This window comes from Pseudomonas sp. LS44 (genome assembly GCF_024730785.1).
Classification (GTDB): domain Bacteria; phylum Pseudomonadota; class Gammaproteobacteria; order Pseudomonadales; family Pseudomonadaceae; genus Aquipseudomonas.
In genome coordinates this window covers 1,399,578-1,412,440 of the sequence record NZ_CP102830.1, presented here as the reverse complement: position 1 = coordinate 1,412,440, position 12,863 = coordinate 1,399,578, and the positions used below count along the sequence as shown (strand labels likewise).

17 protein-coding genes are annotated in these 12,863 nt (G+C 62.5%); 10 read left to right on the top strand and 7 right to left on the bottom strand.

All coding sequences use genetic code 11. The features are described 5' to 3' along the window. Nucleotides 1-15: 15 nt before the first annotated feature. The 3 genes from NVV93_RS06385 to NVV93_RS06375 form a co-directional block, all read right to left on the bottom strand. Nucleotides 16-204, bottom strand: a complete 189-nt coding sequence (locus NVV93_RS06385; RefSeq protein ID WP_258253605.1) for a DUF1289 domain-containing protein — start codon at nucleotides 202-204, stop codon at nucleotides 16-18. Nucleotides 205-273: 69 nt separating this feature from the next. Then, entirely contained in the window at nucleotides 274-1,047 is a 774-nt protein-coding gene (scpB, locus tag NVV93_RS06380) for an SMC-Scp complex subunit ScpB (protein ID WP_258253604.1), read from the bottom strand. Beyond that, nucleotides 1,044-1,742 (bottom strand): ScpA family protein, encoded by a 699-nt coding sequence (locus tag NVV93_RS06375; protein WP_258254300.1) that lies wholly within the window; start codon nucleotides 1,740-1,742, stop codon nucleotides 1,044-1,046. Before NVV93_RS06375 ends, scpB begins: the two co-directional genes overlap by 4 nt. 293 nt (nucleotides 1,743-2,035) lie before the next feature. On the opposite strand from NVV93_RS06375, the gene NVV93_RS06370 reads away from it, so the two are divergent. Beyond that, nucleotides 2,036-2,383, top strand: a complete 348-nt coding sequence (locus NVV93_RS06370; protein WP_258253603.1) for a PA2779 family protein — start codon at nucleotides 2,036-2,038, stop codon at nucleotides 2,381-2,383. Nucleotides 2,384-2,438: 55 nt separating this feature from the next. Here NVV93_RS06370 and NVV93_RS06365 read toward each other — a convergent pair whose 3' ends face one another. Continuing rightward, the gene (locus NVV93_RS06365; RefSeq protein ID WP_258253602.1) at nucleotides 2,439-3,068 is read right to left on the bottom strand and encodes an L-threonylcarbamoyladenylate synthase; all 630 of its coding nucleotides are present in this window, start codon (nucleotides 3,066-3,068) and stop codon (nucleotides 2,439-2,441) included. Nucleotides 3,069-3,081: 13 nt separating this feature from the next. Further along, a complete protein-coding gene (locus NVV93_RS06360; RefSeq protein WP_258253601.1) occupies nucleotides 3,082-3,948 on the bottom strand; it encodes a PHP domain-containing protein in 867 nt (288 codons plus the stop codon). A gap of 86 nt (nucleotides 3,949-4,034) precedes the next feature. On the opposite strand from NVV93_RS06360, the gene NVV93_RS06355 reads away from it, so the two are divergent. The 6 genes from NVV93_RS06355 (at nucleotide 4,035) to NVV93_RS06330 (ending at nucleotide 8,216) form a co-directional block, all read left to right on the top strand. Then, nucleotides 4,035-4,643 carry a septation protein A gene (locus NVV93_RS06355; protein ID WP_258253600.1) on the top strand — a complete coding sequence of 203 codons (609 nt, stop codon included), beginning with the start codon at nucleotides 4,035-4,037 and terminating at the stop codon, nucleotides 4,641-4,643. Nucleotide 4,644: 1 nt separating this feature from the next. Further along, nucleotides 4,645-4,944, top strand: coding sequence for a YciI family protein (locus NVV93_RS06350; RefSeq protein WP_258253599.1), 300 nt, complete (start codon nucleotides 4,645-4,647; stop codon nucleotides 4,942-4,944). Nucleotides 4,945-5,057: 113 nt separating this feature from the next. Continuing rightward, a complete protein-coding gene (locus tag NVV93_RS06345) occupies nucleotides 5,058-5,471 on the top strand; it encodes a translation initiation factor 2 (protein ID WP_258253598.1) in 414 nt (137 codons plus the stop codon). A gap of 7 nt (nucleotides 5,472-5,478) precedes the next feature. Then, nucleotides 5,479-6,156, top strand: a complete 678-nt coding sequence (locus tag NVV93_RS06340) for a response regulator transcription factor (RefSeq protein WP_258253597.1) — start codon at nucleotides 5,479-5,481, stop codon at nucleotides 6,154-6,156. Nucleotides 6,157-6,291: 135 nt separating this feature from the next. Continuing rightward, nucleotides 6,292-6,702: a Spy/CpxP family protein refolding chaperone gene (locus tag NVV93_RS06335; protein ID WP_258253596.1), complete on the top strand. Its 411-nt coding sequence runs from the start codon at nucleotides 6,292-6,294 to the stop codon at nucleotides 6,700-6,702. Between the two features lie 209 nt (nucleotides 6,703-6,911). Beyond that, nucleotides 6,912-8,216 carry a HAMP domain-containing sensor histidine kinase gene (locus NVV93_RS06330; protein WP_258253595.1) on the top strand — a complete coding sequence of 435 codons (1,305 nt, stop codon included), beginning with the start codon at nucleotides 6,912-6,914 and terminating at the stop codon, nucleotides 8,214-8,216. Nucleotides 8,217-8,254: 38 nt separating this feature from the next. Here the strand turns inward: NVV93_RS06330 and NVV93_RS06325 are convergent, their stop codons facing one another. Next, nucleotides 8,255-8,809: a nitroreductase family protein gene (locus NVV93_RS06325; RefSeq protein ID WP_258253594.1), complete on the bottom strand. Its 555-nt coding sequence runs from the start codon at nucleotides 8,807-8,809 to the stop codon at nucleotides 8,255-8,257. Nucleotides 8,810-9,060: 251 nt separating this feature from the next. Here NVV93_RS06325 and NVV93_RS06320 point away from each other — a divergent pair, with 251 nt between their 5' ends. Next, nucleotides 9,061-10,518 (top strand): TrkH family potassium uptake protein, encoded by a 1,458-nt coding sequence (locus NVV93_RS06320; protein WP_258253593.1) that lies wholly within the window; start codon nucleotides 9,061-9,063, stop codon nucleotides 10,516-10,518. 105 nt (nucleotides 10,519-10,623) lie between these two features. Here NVV93_RS06320 and NVV93_RS06315 read toward each other — a convergent pair whose 3' ends face one another. After that, nucleotides 10,624-11,625 (bottom strand): AraC family transcriptional regulator, encoded by a 1,002-nt coding sequence (locus NVV93_RS06315; protein ID WP_258253592.1) that lies wholly within the window; start codon nucleotides 11,623-11,625, stop codon nucleotides 10,624-10,626. Nucleotides 11,626-11,744: 119 nt separating this feature from the next. Between NVV93_RS06315 and NVV93_RS06310 the strand changes: the two genes are divergently transcribed. Both NVV93_RS06310 and NVV93_RS06305 read left to right on the top strand, forming a co-directional pair. Continuing rightward, a complete protein-coding gene (locus tag NVV93_RS06310; RefSeq protein WP_258253591.1) occupies nucleotides 11,745-12,062 on the top strand; it encodes an Mpo1-like protein in 318 nt (105 codons plus the stop codon). A gap of 99 nt (nucleotides 12,063-12,161) precedes the next feature. Further along, nucleotides 12,162-12,743 (top strand): HD domain-containing protein, encoded by a 582-nt coding sequence (locus NVV93_RS06305; RefSeq protein ID WP_258253590.1) that lies wholly within the window; start codon nucleotides 12,162-12,164, stop codon nucleotides 12,741-12,743. The last annotated feature ends 120 nt before the right edge of the window (nucleotides 12,744-12,863 follow it).

Here is a 12,863-nt window from a genome sequence, read left to right as displayed (position 1 = left end):
CGCCTGTTTCACGCCTCAATACTTGCGCCGGCCAGTGGCCGCCAACTCCAGCAGCCGCAGATCGGCCAAGGCCAATGCCGTGCGTCGGCCGGCTTTGTCGAGATGCTTCCAGGCTCTGATTTCGTCGCGACTACGCCCGCAACCCACGCAGATTTCGTGGCGAAACCCACAGACCTTGATGCACGGGTTTTTCAGCTTGCTCATGGACGCCTTCCGAATCGATGCCCTTCCTCAAGATTGGAACCTGGGGATCGGCCCAACCTGTCGAACAACTTAATGGGTGGTCTTGACCTCACCCTCGCCCGGCGCTGGCGGTTCGGCGGGTTCGCTCAGGTCGTCGAAGTCGGTCTTCAAGTCCTGCTCCATGGCATCCAGCTCGGCCAACAGGCTGCTGAAGCTCAGTTCGTCACGCGGCAGCGCCTCGCCTCCCGGTTCGGCGAGATCGGCGCGCGCTTGCAGGGCTTCCGGCACTGGCAGATCGTCATGGAAGGCCAGCGCCGGCTCCGGTTCCAGTTCACGCAAGGCCGCCAGCGGTGGCAGTCCGTCGAGATTCTTCAGGTTGAAATGGTCGAGAAACCCCTTGGTGGTGGCGAACATCGCCGGCTTGCCCGGTACGTCCCGGTAGCCGACCACCCGCACCCACTCACGTTCGAGCAGGGTTTTGACGATGTGCGTGTTGACCGCCACGCCACGGATGTCCTCGATTTCGCCACGGGTAATCGGCTGGCGATAGGCGATCAGCGCCAGGGTTTCCAGCAAGGCTCGCGAGTAGCGCTGCGGACGCTCCTCCCACAGTCGACCGACCCAGGGCGAGAAGAGCTCGCGCACCTGCAGGCGATATCCCGAGGCGACTTCCTTGAGTTCAAATGCCCGCCCCTCGCAAGAGCGGCCGAGAATCTCCAGCGCTTCCTTGAATACCGCGAGCTCCGGTCGTTCGTTCTCGTCGAACAGCTCACCAAGGCGCTCCAGCGACTGCGGGCGGCCGGCGGCGAGAAGAATGGCTTCCAGCAGTGACGCCAACTGTTGGGGATCTGAAAGGTTGCTCATTCCGCTCTGGCCCGTACGTGAATGGCTGCAAAGGGTTCATTTTGCACCAGCTCGACCAGCGATTCCTTGATCAATTCCAACACCGCCATAAAGGTCACGACCACGCCCAAGCGCCCCTCTTCGGCACGGAACAACGCCACGAACGGCACAAAACCGCCACCTTTCAGGCGCTCGAGCACATCGCTCATGCGTTCGCGGGTGGACAATGCCTCGCGGGTGACCTGGTGGCTTTCGAACATGTCGGCGCGGCGCAGCACCTCGGCCATCGACACCAGCAACTCTTCCAGACTGACATCCGGCAACAGCTTGCGCGCCCGCGCCTCCGGGGCGGCCAGCCGCGGGACGCTGAGGTCGCGGCCGACGCGCGGCAGCATATCAATGCCCTCGGCGGCGGCTTTATAGCGCTCGTACTCTTGCAGGCGGCGGATCAGCTCGGCGCGCGGGTCATCCTCTTCGGCCTCGATCTCGGCGGAGCGCGGCAGGAGCATGCGCGACTTGATTTCGGCAAGCATCGCGGCCATCACCAGATACTCGGCAGCCAGCTCTAAGCGCACCGACTTCATCAGCTCGACATACCCCATGTACTGATGGGTGATGTCGGCCACCGGGATATCGAGGATGTCGATGTTCTGCTTGCGAATCAGGTACAGCAGCAGATCGAGCGGCCCCTCGAAGGCCTCGAGAAACACTTCCAGCGCATCCGGCGGGATGTACAGGTCCTGCGGCAGCTCGGTGACGGCCTGGCCATACACCAGGGCGAACGGCAGCTCTTGCTGGGCACCGGCCTGGCTGGCGGAAGCGTCTTCGGGCGTGGTGTGCTGCATGAAGTCCTCGGCGGGATATTTAGGGGGAACCGGCGTTTTACAAACTAGGTCGAAGTGAATGAGAGCTGCCTCGGCATTCTATCGAGTTGACGTGCTGCCGCCGCGCTCGGAGAGCATAACTGGATCGATAGAACGAGTCCTCAACGGACCCGAGGGAGATCGTGATGAAAGCCCTGACAACGATATGCAGCGTATTAATCCTCTTGGTCAGCATGGTTCAAGTGCCCGCCCAGGCTGCGATGATTGCCACCGGCGACGTGGTGGCAGGCCAGCAGGCGCAAGCTGACCGCGAGAAGGTTCGCGATTTCCTCAACCGTGCGACCGTGCAGGAACAGATGAAAGTAATGGGCGTGAACGCCGCGCTGGCCAAGAGCCGGGTCGACTCGCTGACCCCTAAAGAAGTGGCGACGCTGGCGCAACGGGTCGATTCGCTGCCGGCCGGTGGCGCGCTCAGCACGACGGATATCGTCATCATCCTGCTGGTCGCCATTCTGGTGGCATTGATCGTTTAGGCAACTGCTGTCTGTGCTCGGGGCGTGCGGGTAGCGCCCCGAGATGGTTTTGGAGTCAGACCAATTCGGCGAATGGCGCGGGGTCGCCGCAGCCAACGCGGATTACTTCCACTTCATCGTCGACCAACCCGATCACGGTGGAGGCCTCCTGCCCACCAAAACCGCCGTCGATGATCAGGTCGACCTGATGTTCGAACACCTGACGCATGTCGTAAGGCTCACTCATTGGCAACTCTTCGCCGGGCAAAATCAGACTGCTGCTGATCAGCGGCTCGCCAAGCTCGGCCAACAAGGCTTGCGCGATGGGATGGTTGGGCACGCGCAGCCCGATGGTGCGCCGCTTGGGATGCAAGAGCATGCGCGGCACTTCGCGGGTGGCGTTGAGGATGAAGGTGTAAGGGCCTGGGGTGTAGGTCTTGAGCAGGCGGAACGCCACGGTATCGACCTTGGCGAATATCCCCAGCTGGGACAGATCGCTGCAGACCAAGGTCAAATTGTGCTTCTCATCCAGGCGGCGCAGGCGACGGATGCGCTCGACCGCGCTCTTATCGCCGATCCGGCAACCGATCGCGTAAGAGGAATCGGTCGGATAGACGACCACTCCGCCGGATTTGATGATATCCACCGCCTGCTTAATCAGGCGCGCCTGCGGATTCTCCGGATGAATCTGGAAAAATTGACTCACGGTGACTCCCTGTTCAGCAGGCAGCAAGCGGTCGGTGACCATGCTCGAAACGCCTCCACAACGGCGGTAAGTCGTCTGGGAGAGGGCGATACATGCCCAATTCCGACCAGTCCCCTGGCGCATGAAAGTCACTGCCCGCAGTAACCAACATGCCGAACTCGCGCGCCAGGATAGCCAGACTGCCCACTTGCTCTGCAGGCTGCATGCCATTGACCACTTCCAGTGCGTGACCACCCGCAGCGACGAAATCGGCGATCAGCTTACGTCGTTTGCTGCGGGTGAAATCGTAGTGCCAGGCGTGCGCCAGACTGACCCAGGCGCCCGCCTCTCTGAGCGTAGCAACCGTTTGCGCCAATGTCGGCCAGTGCTGCTTGACGTCGCCGAGCTTGCCGGCGCCCAGCCACTTGCGAAATGCCTCAGCGCGGTCACGCACATGGCCGGCGCGCACCAGGTATTCGGCGAAATGCGGTCGCGCCGGGGCGTTGCCGCTGTCGCCCAGTTCCTGCTGCACCGCACGCGCACCGGCAAAGGCGCCGGGCATGCCCTTGGCTTCCAGGCGGATGCCGATTTCCTCGGCGCGCTGCCAGCGCCCGTCATGCAATTCACGCGTGGCTTGCAACAACGCCGGCGCCTCGGCGGAGAAGCCGTAGCCAAGCACATGGATGGTCGCCCCGCCCCACAGGCAGGACAACTCGATCCCGTTGATCAGCTGCATATCCAGGGCTTGCGCGGCGGACCGCGCCTCATCCAGACCTTCCAAGGTGTCGTGATCGGTCAATGCCAGCACGCGTACGCCACGGGCGTGCGCCCTGGCCACCACTGCGGCGGGCGCCAGGGCGCCATCCGAGGCGGTGCTGTGACAATGCAGATCGACTTCCATGGGTGTGGCCTTCGCTTCTGGTTTGCGGCTTTCGCCGTCAGGGTTGTTTGTTATTATGCCGGCACATCCCGCTCCTGGCTGCCAACGTGAAACAATTCATCGATTTCATCCCGCTTATCCTGTTTTTCATCGTTTTCAAGCTTGATCCCCGCACCGTCGAACTGGCTGGCAACAGCTATGTACTGGGCGGTATTTTCAGCGCCACCGCGGTGCTGATCGCCGCCTCGGTGCTGGTCTACGGCACCCTGTTCCTGATTCAGCGCCGACTGGAAAAAGGCCAGTGGTTAACGCTGATCGCCTGCTTGGCGTTCGGCACGCTGACCCTGGTGTTCCACAACGAAACCTTCCTTAAGTGGAAAGCCCCGATAGTCAGCTGGCTCTTCGCCGCGGCCTTCGCCGGCAGCCACTTCATCGGCGATCAGCCGTTGATTCAACGCATGATGGGCCATGCGATTCAGCTGCCACAGGCAATCTGGACGCGGCTGAACATTGCCTGGATCCTGTTCTTCTTAGTCAGCGGCGCCGCCAATCTGTTCGTGGCCTTTACCTTCCACAGCATCTGGGTGGACTTCAAGGTATTCGGCAGCCTGGGCATGACGCTGCTGTTCCTGATCGGCCAGGGCATCTACCTCGCCCGCCATATGCACGACGGCGACAGCCAGACTGCCTCTTCCGCGACCCACCCCAAGGACTGACATGCTCTACGCGATCATTGCCACCGATGTAGCCAACTCCCTGGACAACCGCCTGGCCGCCCGTCCTGCGCATCTGGCGCGCCTGGAGCAGCTGAAAACCGAGGGCCGCTTGATTCTCGCCGGCCCGCATCCGGCGGTAGACAGCAACGACCCCGGCGCTGCAGGCTTCACCGGCAGCCTGGTGGTGGCCGAATTCGACTCGCTGGCTGCGGCAGAGAGCTGGGCCGCGGCCGACCCGTATCGCACCGCTGGGGTATATGGCGAGGTACAGGTCAAGCCGTTCAAGCTGGTGCTGCCCTAAGCCGCTGGGCATGATCGTGGCTGCACCGGTAACAGCAGATCGTGAACCGGTTCCAAGCTGCCGTGGCGACGCGTAATACATTAATAATAAAACCGCGGGAAATAGGAGTTCCGATGCGCCACAGTCCATTGCCCCTGTTGTTCGCCACCCTGCTGCTGGCTCCCCCGCTGCAGGCCGAAGAGGCTGCTCTGAGCGATACCCCGACACCCACCGTGATCGATGCCGGCGCGGCGCGGATCAACGAACTGGAACAACGCCTGGCCGACAGCGAACAGCGCAGCGCCGATCTGGCCAGTCAGCTGCAAAGCAATGTCGGCGAGCGCGAGAGTGCCCAACTGAGCCGCCTGCGCCAGGAGAATCAGCGCCTCAAGCTGCAGCTCAAGCAGACCCAGGCCGAACAGCAACCGCAACTGCTCAACGATCGGCAACAATGGTTCGCAGCCGGTGGCGGCGTTGGCCTGCTGGGTGTGATGCTCGGGACTTTGTTGCGCGGCCGACGTAAATCCCGCCGCGAATGGCTGAACTGAAGCGCCCATGAGCGAACTGCTACTGATCGACGACGACCATGAGCTGTGCGAGCTGCTGGTCAGCTGGCTGACCCAGGAAGGCTTCCGCGTCACGGCCTGCCATGACGGCAGCAGTGCTCGCGCCGCCCTGGCCCAGCAAACCCCGGATGCGGTGGTGCTCGACGTGATGTTGCCCGATGGCAGCGGCCTGGAATTGCTCAAGCAATTGCGCAGCGAGCATGCCGAACTGCCGGTGCTGATGCTCTCGGCACGCGGCGAACCGCTCGATCGCATCATCGGCCTGGAGCTGGGTGCCGACGATTACCTGGCCAAACCCTGCGACCCCCGTGAGCTCACCGCCCGCCTGCGCGCCGTGCTGCGCCGCAGTCACCCGCCGGCCAGTGCCAGTCAGCTGGAACTCGGCGATCTGAGTTTCAGCCCCGCTCGCGGTGTAGCCAGCATTGGCGACCATGACGTGCTGCTTACCGTATCCGAAGGTCGGTTGCTCGAAGCCCTGCTGCGCCAACCGGGCGAACCGCTGGACAAACAGGAGCTGGCGCAACTGGCACTGGGACGCAAGCTGACCCTATACGACCGCAGCCTGGACATGCACGTCAGCAATCTGCGCAAGAAAATCGGCCCGCATGCCGACGGCCGTCCGCGCATCCTCGCGCTGCGCAGTCGCGGTTATTACTACAGCCCCTGAGCCACAGCCGCCGCGATAAGCATGCGCGTGCGCCTTTACTCAAGCTTTACGCTGGCCTGACTGCCCTTGACCTTGTCATCCCTACACTGGGCTCATCCGGCAAATGGCCGGAATCGAGACAAGGAGATACCTATCATGCGCAAGACTCTGATCGCCGCCCTGTTCGCCGCCACGCTGCCGGCCCTCGCTCTGGCGTCCCCTTATGGGGGCCATCATCGCGGCGGCGAGCATGGTTCGATGTTCTTCAAAGAACTGAACCTGAGCCAGGAACAACGCCAGGACGTACGCAAGCTGATGGGCGAGCAAATGAAAGCCCGCCACGAGATTACCGAGCGTTACCTGAAGAAGCTTCCTGAAGCCGAACAGAAGGCCATGCAAGCTGAACTCAAGGCCAAGCACGACAAAACCCAGAGCGACATCCGCGCGCTGCTGAAGCCGGAGCAACAGAAAGAGTTCGACCAACTGCAGCAGAAGATGCAGGAACGCCGAGCCGAACGCGACGAGTTCGAGGCCTGGAAGGCGCAGAAGGCGCAGAAAGCCCAGTAACCGTCGCCGCCTTCACCCACGCCCATCGGCTCATGGCCGATGGGCTTTTTGTCGTAAGAACCTGTTTACGATCTGCTGCGCGTCGGCCGTACGGCGTTAAAAACCGGGCTCAGATGCTCATTTACAGCTCGTAAACTCCGCTCTTCGCCCGCTTTTTGCCTTGTCCGGCTCTAGCTCGCGAGATCGTAAACAGGCTCTAAGGAGTGACCGTGCGCTCATTGTTCTGGCGGATCTTCGCGAGCTTCTGGCTGGCCATCGCCCTGGTCGCCGGGCTGTCCCTGCTGTTCAGCCATGCGCTGAATCAGGACGCCTGGATTATCGCCCGCCACCCGGCGCTCAAAGAGCTGCCCAGTCGCTGGGTCGAGACCTACCAACGCTGGGGTCCGGAAGCGGCGCAACAACTGCTGGAACACAGCAAGCGGGAATACCGCCTCAACACCCAAGTGCTCGGCGAGGATGGCGAACCGCTGATCCGTGGCACCTTTCCCCCGCGAGCGGCGGCCTTTGAGGCACGCCATGGCGAGCGTCTGCCCTGGCGGCGGCTGACCGAGGAATACAGCGCTCCGGACGGCAATTCTTACTTATTTATCTACCGCATCCCCTATCCCGAGCTGGCCGCTTGGCACCGCAGCAGCTTGCTCTGGCCACTCACGGCGCTGGGCATCGCCTTGGTGGTGCTGACGGTGCTCAGCCTGCTGCTGACCTTGTCGATCACTCGCCCGCTGGATCGCTTACGTCGTGCGGTACATGACCTCGGCCGCACGGCTTATCAACAGAACAGCCTGGAGCGCCTGGCCGGCCGACGCGACGAACTGGGAGTGCTGGCCGGCGACTTCAACCGCATGGGTCAGCGCCTGCAGGATTTGATTGGCAGCCAGCGCCAGCTGTTGCGCGACGTGTCTCACGAACTGCGCTCGCCGCTCGCGCGGCTACGGGTCGCCCTGGCCTTGGCCGAGCGGGCCACACCCGAGGAGCGCGAGGCACTGTGGCCGCGTCTGGCGCGGGAGTGCGACCGCCTGGAAGCGCTGATCGCCGAGATTCTCGCCCTCGCCCGCCTCGACGCCGAGCCCGGCGTACGCCAGCCGCTGATCCTCCGCGAGCTGCTCGAGCGGGTCCGCGAAGATGCGCAATTAGTCGCCCCCGGGCAAGAGATCCAGATCACTGGCAGCAACCCGCAAGAACTGCTCGGCTGGCCGGACATGCTCAGCCGTGCGCTGGACAACCTGCTGCGCAACGCCCTGCGTTTCAGCCCGCCGGATCAGCCAGTGGAGATTCACATCAGCAGCGAACAGGACTGCCTGTTCATCCAGGTTCGCGACCACGGTCCCGGCGTGCCAGCCGAGCAGCTGGGCCGGCTCGGCGAGCCGTTCTTCCGCGCGCCGCAGCAATCGACGCCCGGTCACGGGCTGGGCCTGGCCATTGCCCGCCGCGCCATCGAGCGGCATGGCGGACGGCTAATCCTGGACAATCATCCCGACGGTGGTTTTGTCGCCCGCGTCGAGTTGCCGATGTAAAGCGCAATCAGCCGGCCGCGGCTACAAAAAAACTGCGTTTACCAGTTGCTGACGAAATCGGCCGGATTCAACTCCGGCGGACTGCGCCGCTCGCCCTCCACACTGCCCAAGTAGATGAACCCCACCATCTGCTCGTGGGCCTCCAGACCGAGGCCGGCGGCGACATGCGGGTCATGGGACATTTCGCCGGTACGCCACATCGCGCCAAAACCCTGGGCGTAAGCAGCGAGCAGAATGCCGTGGGCGGCGCAGCCGGCGGAGAGCACTTGCTCTTCCACCGGGATCTTGTGATTGCGCTGCACGGAGGCGATCACCACCACCAGTAGCGGGGCCCGCAATGGCATCGAGCGCGCCTTGCTCAGCGCCTCTGGAGTGGCTTGCGGGTTCTTCTTCAACAGCGCCGCCGCGAACAGCTCGCCGAGTCGGTTGCGTGCGTCGCCCTCGATACTGAGAAAACGCCAAGGCCGCAGATAGCCATGATCGGGTGCACGCAGCGCGGCGCGGAACATCACGTCGCGCTGTTCGGAGTTCGGCGCCGGCGCCTGCAAGCGAGCCAGTGATACGCGGTTGAGCAGAGCGTCGAGAGCCTCCATCGGCCACCTCCTGAAACTGAAGAGGCGGCCATGATAGCCGATCAGGGTGGCTGGTCCGGATTCGCGTGCGTAGTCGGGACCCGAATGCACTCCACGGCATGAACTTGCCGATTTGCGGGTCACCGGCCTTTTCCTGCCACGGGCGGTCCATGCGCGAAAATAGTCGCTGCAGCCTTCATTAACGGCATTCTTTTTGGTTGCGAAGGGCCACCTCCACTAGAATGCGCGCATTCCACCTCGAGCTCGATTTCATGGCCCTGCCGACCCTGCGCATCATCGGTTTCATCATCGGCATCTTTCTGATCACCCTGGCCATCAGCATGGTCGTCCCCATGATCACCCTGCTGATCTTCGAGCGGCCTTCGGACATCCATGCCTTTCTCTGGTCGAGTCTGATCACCTTCGTAGCCGGACTCGCCCTGGTCATTTCCGGTCGCCCGGAGAAGATCCACCTGCGTCCACGCGACATGTACATGCTGACCGTGAGTAGCTGGGTGACCGTGGGCCTCTTCGCCGCCCTGCCGTTCCTGTTCGCTCATCGTCTCAGCTACACCGACGCCTACTTCGAGAGCATGTCCGGCATCACCGCCACCGGCGCCACCGTGCTGTCGGGACTGGACAATATGTCGCCGGGCATCCTCATGTGGCGCTCGCTGCTGCACTGGCTCGGCGGCATCGGCTTCATCGGCATGGCGGTGGCGATCCTGCCGATGTTGCGCATCGGCGGCATGCGTCTGTTCCAGACCGAGTCGTCGGATCGCACCGGTGACAAGGTCATGCCGCGCTCACACATGGTCGCCAAGTACATCGTGCTTAGCTACGTCGGCATCTCGCTATTCGGCACCTGGGCACTCTGGGCCGCCGGCATGAACCTGTTCGACGCCATCAATCACGCCATGTCGGCGATCTCCACCGGCGGCTTCTCCACCTCGGACCAATCGCTGGCCAAATGGCAGCAACCGGCCGTGCACTGGGTGGCAATCCTGTTGATGATCCTCGGCAGCCTGCCGTTCGCCCTCTACGTCTCGACCCTGCGCGGCAATCGCTGGGCGCTGCTCAGGGACCAGCAGGTTCGCGGCCTGCTCGGCCTGCTGTTGTTCACCTGGCTGGTGATGAGCACCTGGTACTGGCTGACGACTCAGCTGCACTGGCTGGATGCCTTACGCCACGTAGCCTTCAACGTCACCTCGGTGGTCACCACCACCGGTTTCGCCCTCGGTGACTACAGCCTGTGGGGCAATTTCTCGCTGATGATTTTCTTCTATCTGGGCTTCATCGGCGGCTGCTCCGGCTCTACCGCCGGCGGCATCAAGATCTTCCGCTTCCAGGTCGCCTATATCCTGCTCAAGGCTAACCTGCACCAGTTGATTCACCCGCGCGCGGTGATCAAGCAGAAATACAACGGCCACCGTCTGGACGAGGACATCGTCCGCTCGATCCTGGCCTTCTCGTTCTTCTTCACCATCACCATCGCCGCCATCGCCCTCGGCCTGGCCCTGCTCGGCCTCGACTGGATGACCGCACTGACCGGTGCGGCCAGCTCGGTCTGCGGGGTTGGCCCCGGTCTCGGTGAGATCATTGGCCCGGCGGGCAACTTCGCCACCGTGCCGGACGCGGCCAAATGGTTGCTGACCCTGGGCATGCTGCTCGGGCGGCTGGAGATCGTCACCGTGCTGGTGCTGTTTATGCCGGCGTTCTGGCGGCACTGAGCAGCGCGCCGCGCCGATGAATCTTCCGTAGGAGCGGATTCATTCGCGATCAGCAGTTAGCTATCGCGAATAAATTCGCTCCTACAGGGCGCTAATCCGGGCGATCTACAACGTGCTGCGGTATTCGCCCGGCGTGGTGTCGAACCAACGGCGGAACGCACGAAAGAAATTGCTCGGATCGGCAAAGCCCAGCAGGTAGGAAATCTCCAGCAGAGTCAGATTGGCCTGCGCCAGATATTGCACGGCCAGTTCACGCCGGGTGTCATCGAGCAACTGCTGGAAACTGGTTGCCTCCTCCTGCAAACGGCGTTGCAAGGTACGCTCCGACAGATGCAGAGCCTGCGCCACTACCTCGCGCTTCGGCTCACCTTGCGGCAACAGGCGACACAGCACCTGGCGAGCCTGATGCGTCACCCGGCTCCCGGAGAAACGCGCCAGATAATCTCCAGCGAAACGGTCGTGCAGTTGCGCCAGCGATTCATTGGCGCTGGGTAGCGGTGCCTCGAGGTCAGCCCGCTCGAAAACCAGTGCGTAGTGCTCGGCATTGAAACGCAGCGACGCCTGAAAGACTTTCTGGTAGGGCTCCAGATCCGCCGGTGCATCCCCCTGAAAGCGCACCAACCGTGGACGCAGCGGCTTGCCGGTCATCCAGCGACAAAATGCCAGGGTATAAGCCAGCGAAGCTTCCGCACTCTGCCGTGCCGGCGCCAGGCGATCGCCATGAATCGCCAGAATCAGCGCATAACCATCAGCCACTGGGCGAAAACTGAGATCGGCACCCTCGGCAATGATCCGCTGGTAGCGCACCAGACGAGCGAACGCTTCCTTCAAGTTGCGGCTCGACATCGCCGCATAACCGACCACGTGGAACGAGGCCGGGCGCACCACGCTGGCCATGTTCAGGCCAATCGCCGGATTGCCGGAAAGCTGTACCGCCCGCTCCCACAGGCGCGTCATGCCGTCCTGCGGAAAGCGCGCATCGGGATCTTCCAGGGCGATGTAATCCAACCCCAGTTCGCTAAACAGCGTGCGGCAATCGACACCGCTCATTTCCAGAGCTTGGACGATGCCAATGGCCCAACTGGAGGACGTCGTACGTTCGGTCATAGGCCTTTTTAATAGAGGAGTAATGGCGGCGGCAAGGATATAAGAGTGGCACGCAATGTCACTGGCTTGGCAAGCCAGCGAACCTAGACTGTCAAAACCACAATGACAGGAGGTGTGTGATGAGCACGCAAGCCGCCGAACGCTTTCAGAGCTTTGCCGAGTTCTATCCGTATTACCTACAGGAGCACAGCAACCCGACCTGCCGCCGCCTGCATTACGTGGGCAGCCTGCTGGTCCTGACTATCGTCGCTTTCGCCTGCGTGACCCAGCAATGGCTGTCGCTGCTGTGGTTGCCGGTAGTCGGTTATGGGTTTGCCTGGGTCGGCCATTTCGTCTTCGAGAAGAATCGCCCTGCCACCTTCAAGTACCCACTGTATTCCCTGCTGGGTGACTGGGTCATGCTCAAGGATGCCTTCACCGGCCGCATCAAGTTCTGATGCCTGTCCGTGATCGCTGCGCGCCCGCCATTCGCGCGGGCGCGGGATCAGGCACCCTGGCTCCGGCAATCGTCCCATACAACGACAAGAGGACTCCTGATGAACGCTCGCGCTCGCTTCACGCATATGCAAGACGGCACCGCGGAGGATTGGGCCATCATCGGCCATGACTTCGTCGAGTACGCCAAGCAGCTGCCGGACCGCATCCTCACGCATCTGCGCCTGCTCGATGGCGACTTCGGTGGCTTCCCGGTCGATCGCCTGACCCATTCCCTGCAGACCGCCACCCGCGCCCATCGCGATGGCCGCGACGAGGAATACGTGATCTGCGCCCTGCTGCACGACATCGGCGACACGCTTGGCTCGTACAACCATCCGGAAATCGCTGCGGCCATTCTCAAGCCCTTCGTTAGCGCCGAAAACCTCTGGATAGTCGAGAAGCACGGGATTTTCCAGGGCTATTACTTCTTCCAGCACCTGGGCCTGGATCGCCATCTGCGCGAGCAATTCAAGGATCACCCGCAGTACCAGCAGACCATCGAGTTTTGCGCCAAGTACGATGCGGCGGCCTTCGATCCCGAGTACGAGAGCCTGCCACTATCGTTTTTCGAGCCGATGATGCGGCGGGTTTTCGCTCAGCCGAAAAACTCCATCTACAAAGCGGCGATGGAGAACCGATAAGTCACGCGGGACAACCGATCGCGACCCCCATTCAGCCGTTTGGCCGCCGTACTTGGCGGCCGGGCGCTAGCTGGTTATGATCCCGGCAGTCAATTTTTTGGCCCCTGTCGTGCGGGGGCA